This window comes from Granulicella sp. L60 (assembly GCF_009765825.1).
In the GTDB taxonomy this organism is placed as follows: Bacteria; Acidobacteriota; Terriglobia; order Terriglobales; family Acidobacteriaceae; genus Edaphobacter.
The window spans coordinates 384,271-408,197 of record NZ_LMUR01000022.1 but is presented as its reverse complement, the minus strand read 5'-3'; the positions used below and the strand labels follow the sequence as shown (position 1 = coordinate 408,197).

The following is a 23,927-nucleotide window of genomic DNA, read 5'->3' as shown; positions in this document are numbered from 1 at the left end:
ATCGACAGCCGTATAGTGAAGGCAATATGTCCACCTCACCCTTCGTCGTCCTGCCCAGCTCCCACGCCCGCGCACACGACACCTTCACTGCATCCGAAGACCTCGAAGCCCAGCTCCGCCAGACCATCCGCGGCGAAGTCCGCTTCGACCCCGCCTCCAAAGCCCTCTACGCCACCGACGCCTCCAACTACCGCCACATCCCCATCGGCGTCGTCATCCCCCGCGACGAAGCAGACGTCGCCGCCACCGTAGACCTCTGCCGCCGCTTCAACGCCCCCATCCTCACCCGCGGCGCCGGAACCTCCCTCGCCGGCCAGGGCTGCAACTTCGCCGTCGTCCTCGACTTCTCCAAGTACATGAACGGCATGTCCGCAATCGACGTGACTAATCGCACCGTCAAAGTCCAACCCGGCATCGTCCTCGACCGCGTCCGCGACGCCGCAGAAAAGTTCAACCTCACCTTCGCCCCCGACCCCGCCACCCACAGCCGCTGCACCATCGGAGGCATGATCGGCAACAACTCCTGCGGCGTCCACGGCCTCATGGGCGGCAAAACCGTCGACAACATCGCCTCACTCGACCTCCTCCTCTACGACGGCACCCGCCTCACCGTCGGCCCCACCACCGAAACCGAACTCGAAACCCACATCGCAGCCGGCGGCCGCACAGGCGAGATCTACGCCACCCTCAAAACCCTCCGCGACACCTACGCCGCGCAGGTCCGCGAAAGATTTCCCCGTATCCCCCGCCGCGTCTCCGGCTTCAACCTCGACGAGCTCCTCCCCGAAAATAACTTCAACCTCGCCCGCGCCCTCGTCGGCAGCGAAGGCACTTGCGCCATCATCCTCAGCGCCACCCTCCAGCTCGTCCAAAGCCCGCAGTGCCGCACCCTCATCGGCATCGGATTCCCCGACGTCTTCCTCGCCGCCGACCACGTCCCCCACATCCTAGAGTTCAAACCCATCGGCCTCGAAGGCATCGACGGCTACCTCCTCGACGCCCTCCGCCGCAAGCAAAAATCCCTCGACGACCTCGCCCTCCTCCCCCCCGGCGACGGCTTCCTCATCGTCGAGTTCGGTGCCGCCACCCAGCCCGAAGCCAACGCGAAAGCCCGCGCCCTCGCCGCCTACCTCAAAACCCTCACCCCCGAACCCACCGCCCGCATCTACACCTCCGCCGAAGCCAAGCGCGTCTGGCACATCCGCGAGTCCGGCCTCGGCGCCACCGCCTTCATCCCCGGCGTAGGCACCGGCTGGGAAGGCTGGGAGGACGCCGCTGTCGATCCCACCCAACTCGGCTCTTACCTCCGCCAGATCGCCGCCCTCATGAAGGAGTTCAACTACCGCAGCGCCATGTACGGACACTTCGGCCAGGGCTGCGTCCACATGCGCCACAACTTCGACCTCGAAACCGAATCCGGCATCCTCAAGTTCCGCCAGTTCATGGACCGCGCCGCCGACATCGCCCTCGCCCACGGCGGCTCCCTCTCCGGCGAACACGGCGACGGACAGGCCCGTGGCGCACTCCTCCCCAAGATGTTCGGCCCCGAACTCATGGAAGCCTTCCGCACCTTCAAGCACGTCTTCGACCCCACCAACCGCCTCAACCCCAACAAGCTCATCGACGCCCACCAGCCCCACGAAGACCTCCGCCTCGGCGCCGACTACAACCCCTGGCAGCCCAAGACCCACTTCGCCTTCGCGGAAGACAATGGCTCCTTCGCCTCCGCCAACCTCCGCTGCGTAGGCGTCGGAGCCTGCCGCAAGACCGACGCCGGCTCCATGTGCCCCAGCTTCATGGCCACCGGCGAGGAGCTCCACTCCACCCGCGGCCGCGCGCACCTCCTCTGGGAGTTGATGCAAGGCGAAGTCCTCCCCGACCAATGGAAGAACAAGCAGGTCAAAGAATCTCTCGACCTCTGCCTCGCCTGCAAAGCCTGCAAGTCCGAGTGCCCCGTCTCCGTCGACATGGCCACCTACAAAGCCGAGTTCCTCGCCCACCACTACGAGAACGAGTCCCGCCCCTGGAGCCACTACGCCTTCGGACGCATCGACGTCTTCGCCCGCCTCGCCTCCTACGCTCCGCACCTCGTCAACGCCATTAACAACGCCCCCGTCATCAGCACCGTCATCAAAAAAATCCTCCACATCCACCCCAACCGGACCTTCCCCCGCTTCTCCAAACCCTTCACCCCCGACCGCCGCCTCGCCCGCGACCCACGCCGCCGCAACGACCGTCGCAACCCCCTCCCCGCCGAAGCGCCCGAGGTCTTCCTCTGGGCCGACACCTTCAACAACTACTTCCACCCCTCCGCCATGCGCGCTGCCCACCAGGTCCTCACCACCGCCGGCTTCCGCGTCACCCTCCCCACGCAACATCTCTGCTGCGGCCGTCCCCTCTACGACTTCGGCATGCTCGACACCGCCAAAGACTACCTCCTCAAGATCCTCGATGCCCTCACCCCGCAGCTCCAAGCCGGCACCCCCATCGTCGTCCTCGAACCCTCCTGCGCCTCCGTCTTCCGCGACGAACTCACCAACCTCCTCCCCAACGATCCCCGCGCGCAAAAACTCCGCAGCCAGACCCTCCTCCTCAGCGAGTTCCTCGTCAAACACGCCCCCCACTACCGCCCCCCGCAGCTCGACGGCAAGATCATCGTCCACGGCCACTGCCACCACCGCGCCACCATGTCCATGACCGACGAGCTCGCCATCCTCTACGCCACCGGCGCCGACATAGAACTCCTCGACTCCGGCTGCTGCGGCATGGCCGGTCCCTTCGGCTTCGAAAAAGACAAGTACGATCTCTCGCAAAAGTTAGCCAACCGCGTCCTCCTCCCCGCCGTCCGCGCCAACACCAAAGCCATCATCCTCAGCGACGGCTTCAGCTGCGCCGAACAGATCACCCAGAACACCAACGCCAAACCCATCCACCTCGCCGAACTCCTCGCCCAGGCGAATCGGCAGACCTAGCGCAGAGTTCTCAAAGGGAGAGAGAGGTGGAGTTTGGGTGCCCCAGGTCTCGCTTCTGAGACCTGGGGCTTCGGGAAGGCATTGACCTATACCACTAAGAACTCCGCACTAGAAAGTCGACGCCATCGTAGGCACGTCTGACATATCCAGGGACGATTCCATCGTCGTCGGTTGACCGGCTTTACAGTAAACCCAGCTTCCAGCTAGGCCTACAAAAAGTGCAACCAGCAACACCTTCACAAGATAGTGCGGCGCACAGAAGATTCCCGTGCAAGGAGGGCTCGCTGCAGCCCCGGTCGGTACGGCTTCATGGCTCGTCATAGTAAGCTCCTGATCTTTCGATTGCCGACAGCGAAGACTGCCGGCAGACAGTAGCGAAGACCCTTAGCCCCCGCGCCATCTGCACTTTTTCTAGCTCCCACGCCGCCGCCATGTCCTCAACTCCGCATCAAGTACTCCTCAATCTTTTTCACAAGCTCTATCCCACTGATTCCATTCAGCCGCTTTAAACCACTCCCGGACACAAACCGCGTCGCCGATTTGCTACGCTAGTCCAAAGTGAAACTCGACGAGGTCCCCCCGGTGCTCGATGTACACCCTCCCCATGAACCCATGCATGGCTGGCGCGATTTTCTGCTTCATCTCTTCACCATCACCATCGGCCTACTCATCGCTCTCGGCCTCGAAGGCTGCGTCGAGTGGCAGCACCACCGCCACCTCGTCCACGAGGCCGAAGCCAGCCTCCACGCCGAGATCGAAAGCAACGCCAAAGGCCTGCCCGACGCACTCGCCGCGCTGCACAAGAACCAAGACCAGCTCAAACACGACATCGAAGTCCTCAAATACATCATCCAGAACCACAAGGACCCCGAACACTCGAGCATGTCGATCGGTTCCGGCCTCCAGACCTTCGACGACGTAAGCTGGCGAACCGCTCAGTCCACCACCGCACTCTCCTATATGCCTTACGCCCGGGCCGAGGAGTACGCCGACATCTACACCACCCAGGCCGAGCTCTTCGACGCCGAAAAGCAGGCCGCCCGCGACGCCATCATCAGCCTCGCGCCCTTCATGAACGTCGGCGAAAAGGACTCTCTACCCGACAACCAGGCCCGCGACATCAAGCAAAAGATCGAAGTCCTCCAGGGCCAACTCACCCTGGTCGACGCCTTCATGAACTCCCTCGACCGCTCCTATAAAAAGTTCCTCGCCGCCCACCCCGACTAACGCGCAAAGCCCGCGGCCTCACCGAACATCATCGCGCACATAAAGACTAGGCCCGCCCGCTTGAATCCTCTGCCCCACCCGTGCCGCCCTCCAATCCTGTCAAGCCCCACAAACTTCTAAACCATTCATTATCATCTACATATCCCTTGCGTACTTACCCCACCCCAACCCGTATAATTAAATAAGGAAGAAGAAAGCCCCGATGCCTAGGCGTCGGGGCTTTCTTCTTTCCAATCAGGACTTTGCAAGCAAGACCCCGACAGCGGAAGACTTTACACCAAGGTCCAAACCTAAAGTCCCTGTTTAGAAGACTTTGCACAACAAATACTAGGAGGGAGTACCTAAGCCAGATCGCAGCGTTGCGCTTACGGCAGAGTGACGTTCAGATGTCCAATCTTCGTCGTTACCGGCGCGAAGACACCCGCCTCCGTAAACCAAAGCTCCTGCTTGTTCTGGTCCAGCGCAATATCGTAGTACCCGCTATCGGCCGAAGGAATCGTGTACTCCGTGAACGAGCCAATATATGGATTCAGTACTCCAAGCAGACCGGAGTCTCCCTCGAACCAGACCCGTCCCAGCCGGTCGATACGCATATCCTCAGACAGAGCGTTGGCCGTCGGAATCGTATATTCGATCCACCCCAGCGTCAGGCGAGGCCGCACCACCGCATTGGCAGGAGCCACAGCAGTCTGCACACCCGTCGCAGGACCCGAGCCGGCCGACCGCACCGTCACGCCACTCTTGCTGGCATCGCGTGAACCAGGCGAGACCACCTCGTCGCTATGCGGCGCCAACTGCGGATACAGCAGCGCAAATGCATTCGCATAGTACTCCGACACCCAAACCGTACCATTGGCATTCGCCTGCACGCCAGCCGGATTCCCGCCAAAGGTCGGCACCAGGTAGGTGCTGATCACACTCGTGTTTGGGTTCAGCCTGCGGACCTTGTTCGTCCCCGCCGCTCCCGCACCATCGAAGTTTCGCTCCACAAACCAGATGTTGCCCGCCGCGTCGATGCTGAGCTGTTCAATGTTATCGTCCGGATGCTCCAGTGCAACCATCCACTCGGTGATCACGCCATTGGGCGTCAAGCGGCCCACGCCTGTTGTCTCCGAGAACCACTTGCTCCCATCCTGCGCCAGCTGCAGAAACAGCGGCGACCCGCCAGACGGAATCGCATACTCCTCGACGCTCCCCGTCGTCGGATTCAGAAGACCGATCGCATGATTCGATCCATCGGTAAACCAGATGCCGTTCGCAGCAATCTTCACGGTAACCGGCTGGCCTCCGTTGGGTATGGCAAACTCCGCGCTCGTCTGATTCGCCTTCAGCTGTGCGATCTTGCCTGCACTCGTCTCGGCGTACCAGATGCTGCCGTCGCCGGCGATGTCAACACCCTGCGGCAGACTGAAGGTAGAAGGCGTTGGAACTTCGGTGATAGTGGCTTGCTGGCGATTGACCGACACATCGGCACCAGCGGCGGAGCTCTGCGCCTTCACATTCAGAGGGGCTGCACAGCACAAGACAGCGAGAACGACAAAAGACAGCATAGGTTTCACGAAAGATCTCCTTAGGATCGTCTGGTGCACGCAACAAACCAGGTCAAGGAGGAAGGTAGGGACAGCGAACAAGGCCAGAAAAAAACAGACGCTCTCCACAGGTACGCATTGCTTCGTCTTTAACACGAATGCAGCTACAGGCAGAGTCTTGCGTCCTTCACCCTACCACACGAAACTGACTCATCGCTCCCGCGACCGAAAGGCATCTGCTTGGCCTCCCAATATGAAACAACTTGGTGTCCGTACAATAAGACACGATTTATATCCGATGAATTTTCACTCCCGCCGAAACCTCTCCCATTTGCCACCGGCCATTCCCAACGTCTACGCTAACCATGCCAGCCATGACGATCAAACAAGAAGTCGAATCCATCCTCGCCCACCTCGGCGTAAGCAAATCCGCCTGCACCAGTGGCGACCTCACCGTCCGCACCCCCATCACCGGCGAGATCATCGCCCAGATCCCCCGCATCACCCCCCTCGCCGCCAGCGAAGCCATCGCCCAGGCCCATCTTGCCTTCCTCGAATGGCGCACCGTCCCCGCCCCCAAGCGCGGCGAACTCATCCGCCTCCTCGGCGAAGAGCTTCGCGCCAACATCGACTCCCTCGGCCGCCTCGTCACCATCGAGACCGGCAAGCTCCTCTCCGAAGGCTTCGGCGAGGTCCAGGAGATGATCGACATCTGCACCTTCGCCGCCGGCCTCTCGCGCCAGCTCGCCGGCCTCACCGTCCCCTCCGAGCGCGCCCGTCACCGCATGATGGAGACCTGGCACCCCCTCGGCGTCACCGGCATCATCTCCGCCTTCAACTTCCCCGTCGCCGTCTGGAGCTGGAACACAGCCCTTGCCCTCGTCTGCGGCAACGCCGTCGTCTGGAAGCCCAGCGAAAAGACTCCCCTCACTGCCCTCGCCACCCAGGCCATCTTCGACCGCGCCGCGGCAAAGTTCGGCGGCGTCCCCGAAGGCCTTGCCACGCTCCTCATCGGAGACGCCGCCGTAGGCCAGCAGCTCGTAGACTCTCACCTCATCCCCCTCGTCTCCGCCACCGGCAGCACCGCCATGGGCCGCGCCGTCGCCCCGCGCCTCGCCTCCCGCTTCGCCCGAGCCATCCTCGAACTCGGCGGCAACAACGCAGCCATAGTCGCCCCCACCGCCGACCTCGACCTCACCCTCCGCGCCATCGCCTTCTCCGCCATGGGCACCGCCGGCCAGCGCTGCACCACCCTCCGCCGCCTCATCGTCCACACGGACGTCTACGACAAACTCATCCCCCGGCTGAAAAAGGTCTACGCCTCCGTCAACATCGGCGACCCCCGCGAGCCCAATACCCTCGTCGGCCCGCTCATCGACGAGCGCTCCTGCAACGCCATGCAGCAGGCCCTCGACGCCGCCCGCGCCGACGGAGCCGTCATCACCGGAGGCGAACGCATCAACACTGAAGATCCTGAAGCCTTCTACGTCCGCCCCGCCCTCGTCGAAATCCCCACCCAGACCGACATCGTCAAACACGAGACCTTCGCCCCCATCCTCTACGTCCTCAAATACTCCGACCTCCCCGAAGCCCTCCGCCTCCATAACGACGTCCCCCAGGGCCTCTCCTCCAGCATCTTCACCTTGAACCTCCGCGAAGCCGAGCAGTTCCTCTCCGCCGTCGGCTCCGACTGCGGCATCGCCAACGTCAACATCGGCACCTCCGGGGCGGAGATCGGCGGAGCCTTCGGCGGCGAAAAAGAGACCGGCGGAGGCCGCGAATCCGGCTCCGACGCCTGGAAGCAATACATGCGCCGCGCCACCAACACCATCAACTACGGCACCGACCTCCCACTAGCCCAGGGCGTCAGCTTCGACATCGACTAAACCAAAGCTCTCACTCGTCTCTTTTGTTTGTCCTCTTGTTTATCATCCCGCAGCGCAGCGGAGGGATCTGCGGTTGCCTCTGCACTTGGGTTGCTCTAGCCATCACGCCGCGGCAATCCAGCCGCCCTCAACAAACCCTCACCGCAAAGAAAGGAACCAATCCCCAGCATGAAGAAGTTCCTCACCCTGGCAGCCCTACTCCTCTCAACCCCACTCTTCGCCCAAACTCCACCCCAGCGCCCAAACATCCTCGGCATCTCCCACGCCGGCTTCTTCGTCTCCAGCCTCCCCGCCGCCCTCGACTTCTGGCACGGCCTCCTCGGCTACGACGACGCCTACGACCTCAAGAACCCCGACGGCACAGTCAGCATCGCCTTCATTAAGATCAACGACCACCAGCACATCGAACTCTTCAACCAGAAGCCCCCCGCAGGCTCCGGCTACCTCAGCCACATTGCCTTCATCGTCTCCAACGCCGAGCAGATGCGCCTCTACCTCGCCTCCCGAGGCATACCCGTAGACAGCAAGGTCGGCAAAGGCCGCACCGGCGAACGCAACTTCGAGATCAAAGATCCCGACGGCACCCTGGTCGAGTTCGTCGAGCCCCAGCCCGACGGCATGGAAGCCAAAAACGCAGGCAAATTCCTACCCGCCGCCCGCATCTCCGATTCCATTTACCACCTCGGCTTCCTCGTCGGCAACAGCCAGAAAGCCATGGCTTTCTACGGCGACATCCTCGGCTTCCACGAGTTCTGGCGCGGCAGCTCCAACGGCAAAGAGCTAAGCTGGATCGACATGCGCGTCCCCGACGGCAACGACTACGTCGAGTTCATGCTCTACCGCGATCTCCCCCCACCCAACCAGCGCGGCGTCAGCGAACACGTCTCCCTCTCCGTCCCTAACCTCGCCACATCCATCACCCGCCTCGAAGCCAGCCCCGCCTACAAGACCTACGCCAAGCCCCTCGCCCCCCACACCGGCGTCAACGGCCAGCGTCAGGTCAACCTCTTCGATCCCGACGGCACCCGCATCGAACTCATGGAGCCCTTCACCGCCAGCGGCAAACCCGTCCCACCCTCCGCCGCCCCACCACCAAACTAAAAAACGGCCATCCGAATCCCTCCGGACAGCCGCTTCAAACTCACCCAGCCTCTACTCGCGCATCGTCACCTTGTGCCCGGCCAGCCGCCCGTCCATATCGGCCAGCACATACGCCTCCACCGCCAGCATCGCGGCATTCTTGTTGAACTCCACCGGATCGACCTTATCCAGCGTATCCGCCTCCGTATGGTGCCAGTCGAAGTAGTGCGCCGCCGTCGTCCGCGGACTCAGCGAAGGCACGCCATCCGCCACCAGCGGCTCAATATCCGACCCTCCCCCACCCTGCGACACCGTATCCGTTCCAATCGACCCCATCAGCGAGGCGATATCCTGCAGGGCCGCAAACGACCTCTGATCCTCCGCCGGCATCTGGCTCACCTGCACCGCCTTCGCCCCCGGCATCATCGACTCGAAGCCTCCATACCCCATCCCCAGCGGCTTCTCCGCTCCTTCGTCCATCTCAATTGCGGCCACGTAGTCGCCAATCTTGTCCCCCACCATCTTCCGGTACGCAATCCCGCCGCGATCGCCGTTCTCCTCATTCACCCAGAACACCAGCCGTATCGTCCGCTTCGGCTTCAGCCCCAGCTTGTGGATCAGCGACACCGCCTCATACGTCGCCATAATCCCCGACCCATCATCCTGCGCGCCCTGTCCTACATCCCACGAGTCGATATGGCCGCCCATCACCACCACCTGCTCCGGCTGCTCACTCCCCACAATCTCGCCGATCACATTGCCCGCCTGCACATCCGCCTCCATGTGCGCCTCCATCTGCAGGTGAACCCTCACCGGACCCTCCTTGCACAACCGCTCGATCATCAGCGCATCCTCCACCGAGATCGCAGCTGCCGGAACCTTCGGAGCCTTCGCGTCATACACCAGCGTCCCCGTATGCGGTATCTGCATCGCCAGCCCCGTCGCCGACCGCACAAGCACCGCCGCCGCGCCCTTCGCCCCAGCCCGCGACGGCCCATACGTCCTGTACTGCGTATTCACCCCATACCCATGCCAGCCCGGATTGAACACCACAATCTTTCCCTTCACCTGCTCCGGCGTCATCGCATCCAGCGCCCTGAAGCTCGGCACAAACACCACCTCCGCCGTAATCCCTTCAACCGGAGTCCCCACACTCATCCCCAGCCCCAGCATATGCAGCGGCCTGTTCACCGCCCCCACCCCATCCGTCATCATCGTGCCCGACTCGCTCCCGCGCACCCACCGCGGCACCATCACCGGCTGCACCATCACGTTCTGCAATCCCGCCTTGCGCATCAACTCCGCGCCCCACTCCACCGCCGTATTCAACTGCGGCGTCCCGCTCAACCGCTTGCCCACGTGGTCGCACAGATACGTCAGCGCCACATACCCATCCTCATCCGTCGCCGCCGCCTGCAGAATACGATCCGCATCTGCCTTGTACTTCGCCGCCAACGGCCCGGCAACCGCAGGCATCGTCGGTTGTGCCGGTGCATCCGGCGAACCCATCTGCGACAAACCCGACTGAGCAAACAGCAGCGCAGCCCCCGTCAAAGCAGCGGCAAAATATTTCATGCAAAGATCTCCCTTTTCTCTGACCATAGAACCTGCTCCCACCAAACACAAGCAATTACGCAAACGCCTCGGCGCGCACATACAACGTCAATCCCGCCGCCCCCATATCTCGCGTAGCATCTCAATAAGAGCGTGACCATCCCCTCCATGCCGATCCCCCGCCGCCTTCTCGCCCTTAGCCTTACCTGCGCCCTCTCTCTCACCCCACTCGCCTCCGCCCAAACCCTCGCCCGTCCCGGCTGGGCAGGCTCCGGCATGAGCACCGACGTCTGGTGGAAGCACGCCGTCGTCTACCAGGTAAACCCAGCCAACTTCAGCCCAGCCTCCAGCCCCGCAACCGACACCGCCGCCACAACATCCGCAAGCCCACTCCACGGCCTCACCCAGCGCCTCGACTACATCCAGTCCCTCGGCGTCGACGCCATCCTCCTCACCCCCATCCAGCCCGACGCCGACCATCCCCAAGAGATCAACCCCGCACTCGGCGCCTCCGACGACCTCGACGATCTCATCCACGAGTCCAGCCGCCGCAACATCCGCGTCCTCCTCGACCTCGACCCCAAGATCCCCAACGACACCCTCTCCAACGTAGCCCGCTTCTGGCTCAACCGCGGCATCGCCGGCTTTCACATCGTCGGAGGCACCGACAACGCCCACGCCCAGGCCGCCATCGTCCGCAAGGCCGCCAGCACCTTCCTCGGCCAGCGCATCGTCATCGCCGACGCCGACCCCACCCTCCCCACCGATCCGCGCCAGCGCACCTACAGCCCGCCCGACTCCTCCACCGCCCCGCAACTCTTCCTCGACGCCCGCCCCGGCACCCCCGACAAACTCACCGCCTCCCTCATCCGCCCCGCCATCGACACCACCCAGGACATCCTCCAGGCCGGGCACACTCTGCCGCTCCTCGCCACCGACGGCCCCGCTCTCACCCGCAGCATCTCCCGCTACGCCGACGGCCAGCACGACCTCGCCATCGCAAAAGTCCTCGCCACCATCCTCTTCGCCACCCGCGGCGAGACCCTCCTCTACTACGGCCAGGAGCTAGGCGTCCCCACCCCCGAGACCTCACCCCTCATCGTCTGGGACGCACCGCCCCCACCCGCGAAAGGCAAGCCCGCACCCGCGCCCGCCGAGTACGACAAATCCGTCCCCCCCAACGCCGCCCTTCAGGACGCAGACCCCTCCTCGCTCCTCAACTGGTATCGCCAGCTCAGCAGTCTTCACCACGGCAACGCCACCATCGCCAACGGCCAGAACATCACCATCAATCAGGACGACAAGAACGTCCTCGTCTGGATCCGCAAGCCCCAGGGCACCTCACCCCTTACCCCGCCTCTGGTCATCATCTGCAACCTCACCGCGCAGCCCGTCAACCTCTCCCTCAAGGCCGACATCGTCCGCCTCCACCTGCGCGGCAGCTTCCTCCGAACCGTTCTCCGGTCCGACAAAGGCATGGGTACCATGCACCTCGAGTCCATGACCATCGCACCCTACGCCTCCTACATCGGCGCCCTGCGCTTCTAAGCCACCACCAGCTCTCCCTGCGCCCGAAGGACGCATCAACACCGCGAATTGAACGGACTAACGCAATCAAGTTTTCGTAAGCTTGGAAATGCCGTAGAGTAGCTTCCAATGCTTGATACCGCACAAAATGTCGTCATCTTCATCGTCTGCGTGGCCGCCTCGCTTCTGTTCGTGACCCTGCTCAATCGCACATGGCCCGCGGAGATGCGCCACGCCCACAACGAACTCATCGGCTGGCAGCTTGGCATCCTCGGCACCACCTACGCCGTCATCCTCGGCTTCATGCTCTACACCGTGTGGACCAACTACGGCGCCGCCGAGCTCAACGCCGACCTCGAGGCCAACGCCCTCAGAAACGTCTTCCGCCTCGCCGAGGGCCTGCCCGCGCAGCAGCGTGTCCAGCTCGAAGCCGAGTGCCGCACCTACGCCGACGCCGTCATCAACCACGACTGGCCCGAGATGGCCAACCGCCAGATCCCCGAAGAGAGCCACAACATCAACAAGGACATGTGGAGGACCCTCATGTCCGTCAAGACCGCCACCGCATCCGAGTCCCTCGCCGAAGACCACGCCCTCTCCGAACTCGCCTCCCTCACCGAACATCGCCGCACCCGCCTGCTCCAAAGCACCTACCAGCTCCCCACCGTCCTCTGGTTCGTCCTCATCGTCGGCGGCATCCTCACCGTAGGCTCAGCCTGCATGTTCGGCTCAGGCAGCGTCGTGCTCCACGCCTTTCAGGTCTTCGCCTTCTGCACCCTCATCACCTTGGCACTGCTCGCCGTCGCCGATATCAACCGCCCCTTCATGGGCTCAGTCCACGTCAGCGACTACGCCTTCCAGCGCGCCCGCCAGAACATGAGCGAAGAGTAGTAACACTACATAAACAACTTTCCCCAAAGCATCTTCACTGCTGTTCTAAATAGAAAATTCTTATTCCAGAGCAGTATCGACATCTAGCCTGAACGTAAGTGATGGATTGATATAGAAAGCGTCATCCTGAGCGGAGCCTCTAGCAGTTTCATCGCGAGAGGCGCAGTCGAAGGACCTGCCATACGCTCAACGTGCCAATACTTTCACCCCATCTCGCACCACATCCAGAACAGACCCGCATCCTTCTATAGGTCGACCACCTAGACCGTCTCCACACCCAACCCCGTCCGCCGCATCGCTGTCCCATACCCCTCATACACCCGGTCGAACACCGCATCCCACCCGCACCCCAGCGCATACTCCCTCGCCCCCAGGCGCATCCGCTCCAGCCGCACCCGATCCCTCACCAGCTCCGCAATCGCCCCTGTAAATCCATCATCCCCCGTAACGAATCCCGTCTCCCCATCCCGCACGATAAACTTCGGCCCTCCATCCTGCGTCACCACCGCGGGCACCCCGCTCGCCAGCGCCTCCAGCACCACATTGCCAAACGTATCCGTATGCGAAGGAAACACCAGCACATCCATATTCGCGTAAGCCTCGCCCAGCGCCGACCCACGCAGCACCCCGGCAAACTCCGCCTCCTTCAGCTCTCGCCTCAGCGCCTCCTCCTCGCTCCCATGCCCCACAATCAGAAACCTCACTTCACCCACGCCCATCGCCTCCAGCTCCCGCTCCACCCGCACCAGCAGCGACACGTTCTTCTCCACCGAAAGCCGCCCCACATACCCCAGCACCACAGCCCGGTCACTCACCTCCCGCGTCCTGCGACTAGGCGAAAACATCTCCGTATCCACCCCCCGCTGCATCAGGTAGCACGGCCTCCCCGTCGTCCGCTCCAGCATCCTGCAAAGCTCGTCGTTCGGCGCAAACAATACCTTCGCCAACTTATAAAACTGCGACGTAGCCCACAGCACCCCACCCTCCACCGCATCCTCCACTCCCGCACCGCCCGCCGCCGACATCCTCCCCGTCAGCCACCCCATCCGCCTCGCCGCATACTCATGCACGTTCGTATGCCACGACGCCGCCAGCGGCACACCCATCTCCCACGCAAAGTACGCCCCAAACATCCCCAGCTCGCTCGGCCCCGTGATGTGAATCACGTCCGGCCGAAACCTCTCCAACGCCCGCCGTATCGCGCCCCCATGCCTCCAGAACAACGTGTCGAACTCGAGGTCCTTCTCCATCCGCACCGAACCCCGGCTACGCTCCAGCTCCAGCGTACCCAGCTCCCCCACCTGTTCGTACGAGATCTCCCGCGTCCCCGCCCTCACACACAGAAACGGCCGCCCATGCCGCTGCGCATACGCCACAAAGTTGCGGCTCGTATGCGCCACGCCGTTCACCTCATGGAACGAATCCGGAAAGTAAGCCACACGCGGCACACGCATCGCTCTAGCCTACCTCTCGTTCGAACTCAAGCAAAAACCTCTTCAGAAGCTATCGACACAGATTTTTCGAAAAGCAACAAACCAACGTTACTTAGGTAACAGGCTAACGATATACTGAGGTATATGCACTTCTACTCGATTTGGCCATCGCTTGTTTGTATGGCTGTAATCCTGGCACTGATCTCCACCCCGCTGTTCCGCGCGGCGGACACTCCTCCGAGCCCGCAACCACATCGCCTCAGAACCATGGATGGCCTCCGAGGCTTTCTCGCCTTTGGCGTGTACTTCCACCATGTCGCCGTCTACCACGGCTTCCTGCTTGCCGGGGATTGGCAGTCGCCTCCAACCAGGTTCTACTACACACTCGGCCCCCTGGCGGTCTCAATATTTTTCATGATTACCGGATATCTCTTTTGGTCAAAGTTGATGCAGGTACGCGGCAGGCCGGCTTGGCTCAATCTCTATATCGGCCGCGTATTTCGCATCGGACCACTTTATCTCGCCGTAATGTCTGTGATGTTGCTTTATGTCTTTGTGCGAACTGGCTTCTCCTTGCATGTCCCAGTCTCCAAGTTAAGTGTTGGGATCGCGAAATGGCTTTCGCTGGGCCTTTTCAGTGGCCCGGACATTAACGGCTACCTCAACACGTACCTGCTGATCGCAGGCGTAACCTGGTCCATTCGATGCGAATGGATCTTTTACCTCTGCCTTCCAATTCTCGCCTTGGCCGCCCGAAAGAAATCTCTTTGCCTGCCACTTGTCATCACCGCCCTGGCAGCTTGCTTCGTCTACACAAGTCTGCATCCGCCAAAGCTCGGATCCCGGCCGAGCATCATATTGGCCTCGCATTTTTTGGCTGGAATGCTCTTCGCCTCCTTGCATGAAAAGGGATGGTACGCGCGGTTGCAGAACAATCTGAGCTCCGTCGTCGTGCTCGCGTTGGTGGCCATCGTCTTCCAGGTACAAAACCCCTACACATTCGGTCCAGTGGTTCTACTTGGGACAAGCTTTTACCTCATCACCTCTGGATGCACTGTCTTCGGACTTCTAACAACCCGGCCTGCGATCCGACTTGGCGACATCAGCTACGGCATCTACCTCTTGCAAGGCTTCGCCTTGGCAGCTGTATTCCGACCGGCATTTTTTCGCCACCTGGCTCTCTCGTCACCGATCAACCACTGGAGCTTAGCTCTCGTCGGCGGTATCGTCCTCATCTGCATTGCGACCGTCGGCCATCTCGGAGTCGAACGGCCCGGTATTGCCCTTGGCAGACTTGTTAGCGCTAGGCTCGAAGCACGCCTCGACCGCCGCTTACTCGTTACGAGATAGCAAAAACTGCAGGTCAGTCCTCAAGCATCCAGCTTCGCCAGCGTAGCCTGCATCTCCCCGCTATCGTTCCACGCCATCCGCAGCCCATTCGACACCGGCCCCGCGCCCATCATCCGAACCATCATCAGCACCGCACGAAAGAACGCCGGAGCCTTTCCCGTCGTCCAAAGCTGCGTCATCGGCTGAATCGTCCCCGTCGCATCCGGGTGATACACCCGCTCATCCCACAGCCTCGACCCCTCCGGAAAGTGCGGATAGTCCCGAATTGCATCCAGCGTCGACTGCAGAATCCTGTGCTTCCACGGCTCCGCATACTGCGGCATAAACAGCACATGACTCTCCCGTTCCCGCCGCACCTCATGCACAAACTCACTGAAGCTCTCCGCCCGCGTCAGGTTCACATTCGCATTCGGCTCCACCCCATGCCGATCCCCGCCGCTGATCACCAGCTGATTCCACTTCCCCGCCAGCGTCGCCGTCTCGCGATTTTCCTTCCAGTCCCGCAGCCCATTCAGCTCCAGCGCATGCACAAACTGCCCATGCACCGCCAGAAACTCGTTCACCAGAACCTCGTGCTTCTCTTTACCCACCCGGTACAGATCCCACAGCGGATGGTTGAAGATAATCAGCACTCCCGGAATCTCATCCAGCTCCGCCAGAATCTCCGTCAGCAGCCGAGCCTCCCGCGTCACCACCGGCAACGCCGTAAACGCCGCCAGCCGCTCCATCCATGCCGCGCCCGTCGCACTCGGCAGATTATGAATCCCCAGGTGAAACGCAGTCACCCCAAACGGCACCGTCCACTCCACCGACACCGGAATATGCCGCGACGAAGGCACCGTCCGCAGCAGCATCGGCGCATTGATATCGTCATGGTCCGTAATCGACACCAGCCCCTGGATCTGCAGCTTATCTTCAATCTGCCTGCGCTCCAGGTCGAACGCCAGGCTAGGCGTCAACGGCGGCGTCCAGTAGCTCCGCGCATAGTCCGGCGGAATCCCCGTCAGCCGAATGCTCCGCCGCTCCGCCCACCGCATCAACGGCTGCAGAAAGCTCCAGTCCTTCGACAGCTCCGAGATAAAATCCAGAGTCTCTTTCGACTGGTTCGTATGACTATGCAGCGACACGCCCGTCGTGAAGCCCTTCGCCGCCTCCGGTTCGCGCCATAGATACGAGATGCTCGACTGTCCCATTGGCCACCCTCTTGATTCAGGCTTCGTTACGAGGGAAGTATGGACATCCAACATGACTGCGGTGTGACTGCACCAACAATGGAGCTTCAAAATCCCTAAAGCCCGTATCTACAATGATTCCCCAAAGGTTGTAGCGCCCCGGCGAACCTGACCGGCCATCCGCCGACTCAAGCCTTCCACAACATCCCCGCATATCCGAACGGCCGCCAGCTCCTGCTCTTCCAGAAGTAAGCCAGAATAATCACACTCGCAATCGCCGCATACGCACACCACAGCGACGTGAACGCATACCGCTTCACCCCCATCACCACCAGCAGGATAGCCAGGTTCGCCCATCCGAAGATCACAATCTCTTTCACCTTCGAGAACAGTAGCGAGCCGCACGTCGCAATCACATAAAAGATCGCGACCGTCGTATAGTTCGTCGCCGGATTGATGTACACGATGCTGTTGCCCTTCACAAAGATCTGCGTCGGATACGCCGCCAGCGCCCAAAGGATATACAGCGTCGTCAGCGCACCAATCGCCACAAACGGCAGCATCCGCCGCCTGCTCCGCACATCCGACTCAAACAGCAGCACGCTCAGAGGCATCAGGAACGGAAGCAATCCCTGCGCATACAGCATGAACGCCGCCCCCATGTTATGCGTCACCGCCGGAGACAGCACCCCATCCAGCCCCAGCCACACAAACCCCTCAATAAACTGATGAACCGCAAACAATGTAGGCAGCGAAGCAAACAACAGCTCCCGCCGATGCCTCACCTTCGTAAAGGTCAACACACCGATCGTGCCCAGAACTCCACTTCCCACAAAATTCGCCGCCGCCGAAAAACACACCTGTCGTACCCTCCAAAACTCCTACGACAAACCTATCATCCCTCTTATCAGTACTTCTGCTGTTGCTGTAGACGTTGCTGCTGTTGCCTGCCCTTTGTTTGTCTTTTTGTTTGTCATCCCGTAGGGATCTGCGGTTGCAGTTGCCCTTCCCATTGCAAGCCGCCCGCAGAGACCCGCCATCACCCCGCACCACAACACCCAACAAACCCTACCGCGTCTTCGCGATATCCGGCCCCAGCGTCTCCTGAGCACTAGGCGCCGGCCCCACCGGCACCCCACCCTCATGCTCCAACCGCTGCAACTCCCGCTCGTACTCCGAATCCAGATGATTCTCCGTCAACCCCGCCTTCAGCATCTCGAACGCCTGCTCCGGCGTATCCGCAAACTGAAACAGCTCCAGATCAGCCTTGCCGATCGCACCCTTCTTCGCCAGCAGCTCCAGGTTGATCACATTCTTCCAGTAGTCCGATCCATAGATCACCACCGTGATCGCCTTCGCCAGCTTCTTCGTCTGCGCCAGAGTCAGCAGCTCGAACATCTCATCCAGCGTCCCAAATCCACCCGGAAACACCACCAGCGCCTTCGCCAGATACGCAAACCAGTACTTCCGCATAAAGAAGTAGTGGAAGTCGAAGCTAAGCCCCGGTGTTATATACGGATTCGGATGCTGCTCGAACGGCAGCTTGATATTCAGCCCGATCGTCTTGCATCCAGCCTCGTACGCCCCGCGATTGGCCGCCTCCATAATCCCCGGCCCGCCGCCCGACGTCACCACAAACCGATGCCTCCGCCCCGGCAGCGTCTTCGCCCACGTCCCCACCAACCCCGCCAGCCGCCTCGCATCCTCGTAGTACCGCGCCATCTCCACCGCGGCTTCAGCCAGCTCCAGCTTCTGCCCGCTCGCCTCCCCGCGTTCAATCTCTTCCACACTCGCCGGCTGCTCTTCCTTCGGCGCCGGCTCGCACGAACCCGTATTCGCCAGCAGCTCCAGCTCCGAGTTCGCCACATCCAGCGCCCGAAACCGCGCCGACCCGAAGAACACCACCGTATCCTGAATCCGCTCCCGCCGAAACCGCGCCATCGGTTCCTGATACTCCGCCAAAATTCGCAGCATCCGCCCATCCGGCGAACTCAGAAACTCCGCATTCTCATACGCCAGCGGACTCTGTTCGTGAGTCTCATGCGGCTCCTGCGTCCGTTGCGCCATCATGTCCTCCACCCAGCCCGGCTCCCCACTCGGCTTAGCGACGTTCTTATCCAAGTTGTTCTTAGCCACGATAGTCCCGGTAATGCACGGCCTCGGAGACCCCAATCCAGATATCCATCATCCCCAACCCCGAGATCACACCCCGCACCGCGCCGTTATGCAGCACCGACGCCAGCCACGGCCGCGCCAGGATGAATTCGTTCCGGTCCCAAATCCGCACCCACCACGGCAGCACCATCACCAGCACGCCCAGATACACGCAGAACAGCACCAGCACAAACAGCGACAGCCTCTGCAACCACACCGGTGCCGTCCTTCTGGTTCGTTCGTCCCCACTCGCCGGCCTCTGTTGCATCGCCGGTTCGGGACTCGTAAAAAGTTGTGGCTGTCCGGACATCCAACTCCGTAGTAAAAAAATCCCGGAAAGCTCTCGGTGCCCCGAAAACTCTCAATCCTGACAGTAGCAGAGCCACCCTCCCTTGTCTCTCCAAGCCTCTCCAACTTCGGCACCACGGGAGGATACCCACACACATCTCCTTATTTTTGAGGAGTTGGCGCCGCCTCCGGAGCCCTCACCCCAGGCCCGCGCTTATCGTGCGGAAAGTCCAGCCGCAGATCATACGTCGAACCCGTCCCCGTCACCTTGATCGGCAGCTCCACCCCCGCGCCATTCTTCTTTAGCAGATTGTCGAAAGGCTTCACCAGCAGGCTCTTCCATCCCGTCGTCATCTGCGACGCCGTCGCCTCCGTCCGCGCCACCCCATGAAACTCGAACGTGCTCGGCACCAGCTTCACCTCACCCTCCATCTTCACCTGCACCCCCGGCATCTGGTAGCTCAGCTCGCTCACGTTCACCACCGCATCCGCCACCGAAAACTTCCCCTCCGCCGACGCCGTCACCGCCTCCGCATCCTCCGCATTCGCCAGTCTCGGCTTTCCCTGCGCCCGCATACTCATAGTGTCCATCTGCTCCCGCATCTTCGCATCGCTCAGCACCGCGCCGTCGATCGTAAACGTCCCCTCCAGCCGTATCTTCCGCGAAACGCTCACCGGCCCCGGCGGAATCCGCACATGCGCCTTGAACCCAACCCCTCCCCGCAACAGCGGAGGATTCGCCTTTAACGCCAGCGACAGCACATCCTCCACCCGGCCCTTATCCATCACCACATGCAGATCCAGATCCCGTCCCGACTGCCCATCCACCCGCACCACCTCGCCTCGCGCCGTAAAGCCCGACCGCCCCAGCCGCGCCACCACCGGATCCAGCTTCGTATTGCCCGTCGTCCCATCCACCACCGCATGAAACTCCGCATGCAGAAACATCGGGTGGTCGCTGATGTCCAAACGAAAATCCGGCGTATCCGAGATTCCATCCACCGTGATCTCCCCCAGCGTCCCGGCAAACTTCCCCGTCGAAGCCAACGTCCCCGCAATCCCATGAATCGACGACAGGTCCGCCTTCGTAAACGCGTACGTCCCCTCCAGCGGAGTATCCCGTGGATTATCTCCCTGCCACGGCCCAAACCGCCCCGTCGACTCCACCAGCCCCACCGGCTTCGGATTCATCAGCACCGCCTCATAGTTCAGCGGCTTCTTCGCGCCCACATCCGTCAGCGTCACCCGCTCAATCTCGAACACCAGCGGCTCCTTCGCCGGATTGCTCGTCTCCAATGTCACCCGCGCATCCGTGCACTCGATCCTGTCCACCGCAATGCCCAACTTCGACTGCCCCCGCGCCTTCTCATCATCCGGCTGCGCCGCCCCGCGCTCTCCCTTCGGAGGAATATTCACCTTCACCCCACTCACCTTCACCGCCACCACCCGCGTCGTCGGCCGCAGCAGCTCTCTCAGTCCCGTCCGAAACTCGAAGCTCTCCACACTCAGCATCGGCGGCGCATTCTGCCGCACATCCGGCTTCGTCGGTCCCGCCAGATATAGAATCCTCAACCCACCACCCGTCACAATCACGCCCTTGCTCACCGAAAGCTCGAGCCGATCCAGCTCCACCGGGCTATGAAACCTCGCCGACAGCGTCTCCACGACCTTGCGTCGCATCAACGGCTGCAACTGCCTCAATCCCCACGCCACCGCCAGCGCACCCACCACCGCCACCCCCAGGAGCACCGAAACCGTCACCAAAACCCACCGCCTCCGCCACCAGCGGCGGCTCTCCTGCTCGTTCGCTTCCGTCATCGGTACCCCGTTCCACCTATGATAAGCGCGCAAACGGCCTGACAGCCGGTCGCCCTGCGCGGGCAGCGATCACTTCGTGATTTGCATACCCCTCCGGGTGCCGCTCCCGATGGTCGCCTGGAAGATCTTTCCACCGACCATCGGGAGGCCCAAGCGAAGCGATATACGAGTCACGAAGTGACCGCCGCCCGCGCAGGGCGACCGGCCGTCAGGCCATATCCTTCGAACTAATCACGCTCCACAAACTCCACCAGCTTCGTGAACGCACTGTTCCAACCATTGTTATGGCCCGTCGCCGACTCAGCCGTCGCAAAGTTCTCATGGCTGAACTCCATCAGCGTGCCACCCTCCACATCCTTCAGCCGAACCGTCACCACGCTCTCCTCGCCCGGAGCCCAGTCCGCCAGCCACGTAAACCGAACCAGCTCATCCGGAACCACCTCCAGGTATCTTCCCCAAGACGAGCCCGTCACCTCCTGCGCCTCCTCCCCCGCACTCTGCGGCGGACGCATCCCGCGAACCGTCACCCGGTGCTCCCCGCCCGGCCTCGCATCCGAGCTCGCATCCAGCACCGTAAAGCCCACCGGGCCCCGCCAGCGCTGCATCTCCTCCGCCCTCGTCCATGCCTCAAACACCCTCCGTCGCGGAGCGCGAAGCACACGGCTGATAAACACCTTCAATGGATCCACTGTCTTCACTGCCTTGTCTGCGGTCATAGTTGCTGTGCTCATTCCGTATCTCCTTCCAGATACCTCTCCAGGTTGTCGATCTGTTCGTTCCAGAAGCGGGAGTAGAACGCAATCCATTCCTCAGCTTGCTTCAAGGACCGCGCCTGCAACCGCACGATATGAAAACTTCCACGCCGCTCCCGCGCAATCAGCTCCGCACTCTCCAGCACCTTCAGGTGCTTCGAGACAGCAGCCAGAGACATCTTGTGCGGTTTCGCAATCTCACCCACCGTCCGCTCACTCGTCGCCAGAACCCGAAGGATCTGACGCCGCGTAGGATCGGCCAGTGCGTGAAAGACGGAGTCGAGACGAGCTGCAGAAGACTTAACCATTTGGTTGAATCCTAACCCCGAAAAAGAAAGCTGTCAACCATTTGGTTAAATGTTTTTTTCTTCACTCGCGATGACATCCCACCCGTCCCTACAGTACGATCTCCTCAAATCTCACAGCCCGCCAACAGACCTCAGCAAAAAAGTCGCGGGCAGAAAGCCACCCAACATGAGCGCTCTGGAAAGCTATCCCCGCATCACGCCCTTCCTCTGGTTCGACGCCAACGCTGAAGAGGCCGTCAACTTCTACATCAGCGTCTTCAAAAACTCCCGCCGCCTCGACACCCTCAACAGCACCCCCGCCAACCCCAACCCAGCCTCGCCCATCCTCACCATCGCCTTCGAGCTCGACGGTCAGAAGTTCACCGCGCTCAACGGCGGCCCGTACTTTAAGTTCAACGAGGCCATCTCCCTCGTCGTCCGCTGCGACAACCAGCAGGAGATCGACGACTATTGGTCCAAGCTCACAGCCGGCGGCGGCAGCGAAACCCAGTGCGGCTGGCTCAAAGACAAGTTCGGCCTCTCCTGGCAGGTCGTCCCCGCCCGCCTGGCCGACCTCGTCAAACATCCCGCCGCGATGAAAGCCATGCTCACCATGAAAAAACTCGACATCGCCGAGCTCGAACGCGCCGCCAACTCCTAGCCGCAAATCCTCAAGCGACCAACGGGAGCAGCACCCCAAAGGGAACACAAAAATCACGAAGTGATCGCCCTCCGCGCAGGAGGCCCGTCCGGCAGGACAGAATCTTTACCCACAGAGGTATTACTTAACCAAACAATCCTTCCGCCCCGTATCCGCCACGCTCGCAATCATCCACTTCCCATCCGTCCGAACCATGTTGAACAGATCCGTCCCGCAGTGGTCCACCTTCCCATCCACCAAAAACTCGAACGGAGCCCACACCACCGCCAGATCGTTATCGATCCTCACCAGCGGATCATGAATCCGCTCCTCGATCTGCGTCCTCCCCGGCTTCCCCACCCGCTCCGCAAACGCGTCGAACGTCATCTGCGTCGGCTTGCCATCCCGCATCAACACCATCACGCCGCCCGGCAGCGTCGGCGCTTTGATCGCCGCTGCATCCCGCTTCGCCATCCCGTCGAACATAGCCTGCACCGACGCCAGCACCGCCTGCTCCTCCGGTGTAACCGCCTCCACCGAAGCCGTCAACGCACCAGCCGCCACGGCAACAAACAAAGCCAAACCACATCCACGAGAGATTTTCATGCCTCCGATTCTAACGCCCGCCCTCCATCCACAGTCCAACCACAGCATCCGCTCCATCCCAGTACGCTCCATCCAACAACGTAATCCCCCGAGGTACGATCGCATATGCCCGAATACGAGAGCGAGCTCTCGAAGCTTGTCGACCAGCTCAACCGCGCCGCCACCAGCGCAAAGTCCAACGGCAAACGATCGCTCGATCAACTCCTCGAAGTCGCCCTGCGTTCCACCGCCTCCGACATCATCCTCGTCGCCGGTTCCCCCGTCATGCTCCGAGTCAACGGAGCCCTCACCCCCGACACCGCCCCACCCCTCACAGCCGACGACATCCGCGGCATCCTCCTGCCCCTCCTCGCACCCACCCAGCTCGAAGAGCTGCACAAGCAAAGAAGCCTCGACTTCTGTTTCGTGCGCGGCTCCATCGGAAGATTCCGTGCCAACTTCCACCATCAGCTCTCCCTCGCAATCCTCGCCATCATCTCCCAGCAGCTTCTCCCCGCATCCAACGGGGCCGGTCGATACCCAGCCGTCGAAGTCCTCGTCGCCACCGGCGCAACCCGCAATCTCATCCGCCGCGGAGATGACCACCAGCTCCGCGCCAGCATCGAGACCGGCCGCGCCGACGGCATGATGACCATGGAGCAGTCCCTCGTCGAACTCTTTCGCGCCGGCCGCATCTCCCGCGAAACCGCCTTCGCCCACTGCTACCACCCCGACGACCTGCGACGCCACATGGAAAACTGATCCCACAGCCCTGCCCAGCA

At 61.7% G+C, this 23,927-nt stretch carries 20 protein-coding genes; 9 read left to right on the top strand and 11 right to left on the bottom strand.

Annotated features, from left to right (window positions below; genetic code table 11):
• Window positions 1-26 precede the first annotated feature (26 nt).
• The gene (locus GSQ82_RS22735) at window positions 27-2,972 is read left to right on the top strand and encodes an FAD-binding and (Fe-S)-binding domain-containing protein (RefSeq protein WP_158794558.1); all 2,946 of its coding nucleotides are present in this window, start codon (window positions 27-29) and stop codon (window positions 2,970-2,972) included.
• A 582-nt stretch (window positions 2,973-3,554) separates the two neighbouring features.
• The gene (locus GSQ82_RS22730; RefSeq protein ID WP_254061860.1) at window positions 3,555-4,199 is read left to right on the top strand and encodes a hypothetical protein; all 645 of its coding nucleotides are present in this window, start codon (window positions 3,555-3,557) and stop codon (window positions 4,197-4,199) included.
• A 365-nt stretch (window positions 4,200-4,564) separates the two neighbouring features.
• On the opposite strand, the gene GSQ82_RS22725 is transcribed toward GSQ82_RS22730, so the two are convergent.
• A complete protein-coding gene (locus tag GSQ82_RS22725; protein WP_216847161.1) occupies window positions 4,565-5,758 on the bottom strand; it encodes a hypothetical protein in 1,194 nt (397 codons plus the stop codon).
• A gap of 344 nt (window positions 5,759-6,102) precedes the next feature.
• Between GSQ82_RS22725 and GSQ82_RS22720 the strand changes: the two genes are divergently transcribed.
• Window positions 6,103-7,614 carry an aldehyde dehydrogenase family protein gene (locus GSQ82_RS22720; protein ID WP_158794556.1) on the top strand — a complete coding sequence of 504 codons (1,512 nt, stop codon included), beginning with the start codon at window positions 6,103-6,105 and terminating at the stop codon, window positions 7,612-7,614.
• Between the two features lie 168 nt (window positions 7,615-7,782).
• Window positions 7,783-8,715 carry a VOC family protein gene (locus tag GSQ82_RS22715; protein ID WP_158794555.1) on the top strand — a complete coding sequence of 311 codons (933 nt, stop codon included), beginning with the start codon at window positions 7,783-7,785 and terminating at the stop codon, window positions 8,713-8,715.
• Window positions 8,716-8,766: 51 nt separating this feature from the next.
• Here the strand turns inward: GSQ82_RS22715 and GSQ82_RS22710 are convergent, their stop codons facing one another.
• Window positions 8,767-10,269: a M20/M25/M40 family metallo-hydrolase gene (locus tag GSQ82_RS22710; protein WP_158794554.1), complete on the bottom strand. Its 1,503-nt coding sequence runs from the start codon at window positions 10,267-10,269 to the stop codon at window positions 8,767-8,769.
• A 132-nt stretch (window positions 10,270-10,401) separates the two neighbouring features.
• Between GSQ82_RS22710 and GSQ82_RS22705 the strand changes: the two genes are divergently transcribed.
• Window positions 10,402-11,796, top strand: a complete 1,395-nt coding sequence (locus GSQ82_RS22705) for an alpha-amylase family glycosyl hydrolase (RefSeq protein WP_158794553.1) — start codon at window positions 10,402-10,404, stop codon at window positions 11,794-11,796.
• Between the two features lie 108 nt (window positions 11,797-11,904).
• Window positions 11,905-12,666 carry a DUF4239 domain-containing protein gene (locus GSQ82_RS22700; RefSeq protein WP_158794552.1) on the top strand — a complete coding sequence of 254 codons (762 nt, stop codon included), beginning with the start codon at window positions 11,905-11,907 and terminating at the stop codon, window positions 12,664-12,666.
• A gap of 260 nt (window positions 12,667-12,926) precedes the next feature.
• Here the strand turns inward: GSQ82_RS22700 and GSQ82_RS22695 are convergent, their stop codons facing one another.
• Window positions 12,927-14,120 carry a glycosyltransferase gene (locus GSQ82_RS22695; RefSeq protein WP_158794551.1) on the bottom strand — a complete coding sequence of 398 codons (1,194 nt, stop codon included), beginning with the start codon at window positions 14,118-14,120 and terminating at the stop codon, window positions 12,927-12,929.
• A gap of 159 nt (window positions 14,121-14,279) precedes the next feature.
• Between GSQ82_RS22695 and GSQ82_RS22690 the strand changes: the two genes are divergently transcribed.
• Complete coding sequence (locus GSQ82_RS22690) at window positions 14,280-15,449, top strand: acyltransferase (protein ID WP_158794550.1); 1,170 nt, start codon at window positions 14,280-14,282, stop codon at window positions 15,447-15,449.
• 20 nt (window positions 15,450-15,469) lie between these two features.
• On the opposite strand, the gene GSQ82_RS22685 is transcribed toward GSQ82_RS22690, so the two are convergent.
• The 7 genes from GSQ82_RS22685 to GSQ82_RS22655 form a co-directional block, all read right to left on the bottom strand.
• Complete coding sequence (locus GSQ82_RS22685; protein ID WP_254061859.1) at window positions 15,470-16,642, bottom strand: hypothetical protein; 1,173 nt, start codon at window positions 16,640-16,642, stop codon at window positions 15,470-15,472.
• A gap of 167 nt (window positions 16,643-16,809) precedes the next feature.
• A complete protein-coding gene (locus GSQ82_RS22680; RefSeq protein ID WP_158794549.1) occupies window positions 16,810-17,481 on the bottom strand; it encodes a DUF6629 family protein in 672 nt (223 codons plus the stop codon).
• A gap of 208 nt (window positions 17,482-17,689) precedes the next feature.
• Window positions 17,690-18,688 (bottom strand): TIGR00730 family Rossman fold protein, encoded by a 999-nt coding sequence (locus GSQ82_RS22675; RefSeq protein ID WP_158794886.1) that lies wholly within the window; start codon window positions 18,686-18,688, stop codon window positions 17,690-17,692.
• Window positions 18,689-18,749: 61 nt separating this feature from the next.
• The gene (locus GSQ82_RS22670; RefSeq protein ID WP_158794548.1) at window positions 18,750-19,085 is read right to left on the bottom strand and encodes a hypothetical protein; all 336 of its coding nucleotides are present in this window, start codon (window positions 19,083-19,085) and stop codon (window positions 18,750-18,752) included.
• 140 nt (window positions 19,086-19,225) lie between these two features.
• Window positions 19,226-20,881, bottom strand: coding sequence for a hypothetical protein (locus tag GSQ82_RS22665; RefSeq protein WP_158794547.1), 1,656 nt, complete (start codon window positions 20,879-20,881; stop codon window positions 19,226-19,228).
• A gap of 227 nt (window positions 20,882-21,108) precedes the next feature.
• Window positions 21,109-21,612 carry an SRPBCC domain-containing protein gene (locus tag GSQ82_RS22660; protein WP_158794546.1) on the bottom strand — a complete coding sequence of 168 codons (504 nt, stop codon included), beginning with the start codon at window positions 21,610-21,612 and terminating at the stop codon, window positions 21,109-21,111.
• Complete coding sequence (locus tag GSQ82_RS22655; protein WP_158794545.1) at window positions 21,609-21,941, bottom strand: helix-turn-helix transcriptional regulator; 333 nt, start codon at window positions 21,939-21,941, stop codon at window positions 21,609-21,611. Before GSQ82_RS22655 ends, GSQ82_RS22660 begins: the two co-directional genes overlap by 4 nt.
• 166 nt (window positions 21,942-22,107) lie before the next feature.
• Between GSQ82_RS22655 and GSQ82_RS22650 the strand changes: the two genes are divergently transcribed.
• Entirely contained in the window at window positions 22,108-22,581 is a 474-nt protein-coding gene (locus GSQ82_RS22650; RefSeq protein ID WP_158794544.1) for a VOC family protein, read from the top strand.
• Window positions 22,582-22,701: 120 nt separating this feature from the next.
• Here the strand turns inward: GSQ82_RS22650 and GSQ82_RS22645 are convergent, their stop codons facing one another.
• Entirely contained in the window at window positions 22,702-23,166 is a 465-nt protein-coding gene (locus GSQ82_RS22645) for a nuclear transport factor 2 family protein (RefSeq protein ID WP_158794543.1), read from the bottom strand.
• Window positions 23,167-23,271: 105 nt separating this feature from the next.
• On the opposite strand from GSQ82_RS22645, the gene GSQ82_RS22640 reads away from it, so the two are divergent.
• The gene (locus GSQ82_RS22640; RefSeq protein WP_158794542.1) at window positions 23,272-23,907 is read left to right on the top strand and encodes a hypothetical protein; all 636 of its coding nucleotides are present in this window, start codon (window positions 23,272-23,274) and stop codon (window positions 23,905-23,907) included.
• Window positions 23,908-23,927: the final 20 nt, after the last annotated feature.

What these genes read in the sequence shown, in the direction of transcription:
- GSQ82_RS22735 (WP_158794558.1), top strand. Translation starts at nt 27, where the DNA reads ATGTCCACCTCACCCTTCGTCGTCCTGCCCAGCTCCCACGCCCGCGCA.
- GSQ82_RS22720 (WP_158794556.1), top strand. Translation starts at nt 6,103, where the DNA reads ATGACGATCAAACAAGAAGTCGAATCCATCCTCGCCCACCTCGGCGTA.
- GSQ82_RS22715 (WP_158794555.1), top strand. Translation starts at nt 7,783, where the DNA reads ATGAAGAAGTTCCTCACCCTGGCAGCCCTACTCCTCTCAACCCCACTC.
- GSQ82_RS22710 (WP_158794554.1), bottom strand. Translation starts at nt 10,269, where the DNA reads ATGAAATATTTTGCCGCTGCTTTGACGGGGGCTGCGCTGCTGTTTGCT.
- GSQ82_RS22700 (WP_158794552.1), top strand. Translation starts at nt 11,905, where the DNA reads ATGCTTGATACCGCACAAAATGTCGTCATCTTCATCGTCTGCGTGGCC.
- GSQ82_RS22695 (WP_158794551.1), bottom strand. Translation starts at nt 14,120, where the DNA reads ATGCGTGTGCCGCGTGTGGCTTACTTTCCGGATTCGTTCCATGAGGTG.
- GSQ82_RS22690 (WP_158794550.1), top strand. Translation starts at nt 14,280, where the DNA reads ATGGCTGTAATCCTGGCACTGATCTCCACCCCGCTGTTCCGCGCGGCG.
- GSQ82_RS22685 (WP_254061859.1), bottom strand. Translation starts at nt 16,642, where the DNA reads ATGGGACAGTCGAGCATCTCGTATCTATGGCGCGAACCGGAGGCGGCG.
- GSQ82_RS22675 (WP_158794886.1), bottom strand. Translation starts at nt 18,688, where the DNA reads ATGGCGCAACGGACGCAGGAGCCGCATGAGACTCACGAACAGAGTCCG.
- GSQ82_RS22670 (WP_158794548.1), bottom strand. Translation starts at nt 19,085, where the DNA reads ATGTCCGGACAGCCACAACTTTTTACGAGTCCCGAACCGGCGATGCAA.
- GSQ82_RS22665 (WP_158794547.1), bottom strand. Translation starts at nt 20,881, where the DNA reads ATGACGGAAGCGAACGAGCAGGAGAGCCGCCGCTGGTGGCGGAGGCGG.
- GSQ82_RS22660 (WP_158794546.1), bottom strand. Translation starts at nt 21,612, where the DNA reads ATGAGCACAGCAACTATGACCGCAGACAAGGCAGTGAAGACAGTGGAT.
- GSQ82_RS22655 (WP_158794545.1), bottom strand. Translation starts at nt 21,941, where the DNA reads ATGGTTAAGTCTTCTGCAGCTCGTCTCGACTCCGTCTTTCACGCACTG.
- GSQ82_RS22650 (WP_158794544.1), top strand. Translation starts at nt 22,108, where the DNA reads ATGAGCGCTCTGGAAAGCTATCCCCGCATCACGCCCTTCCTCTGGTTC.
- GSQ82_RS22645 (WP_158794543.1), bottom strand. Translation starts at nt 23,166, where the DNA reads ATGAAAATCTCTCGTGGATGTGGTTTGGCTTTGTTTGTTGCCGTGGCG.
- GSQ82_RS22640 (WP_158794542.1), top strand. Translation starts at nt 23,272, where the DNA reads ATGCCCGAATACGAGAGCGAGCTCTCGAAGCTTGTCGACCAGCTCAAC.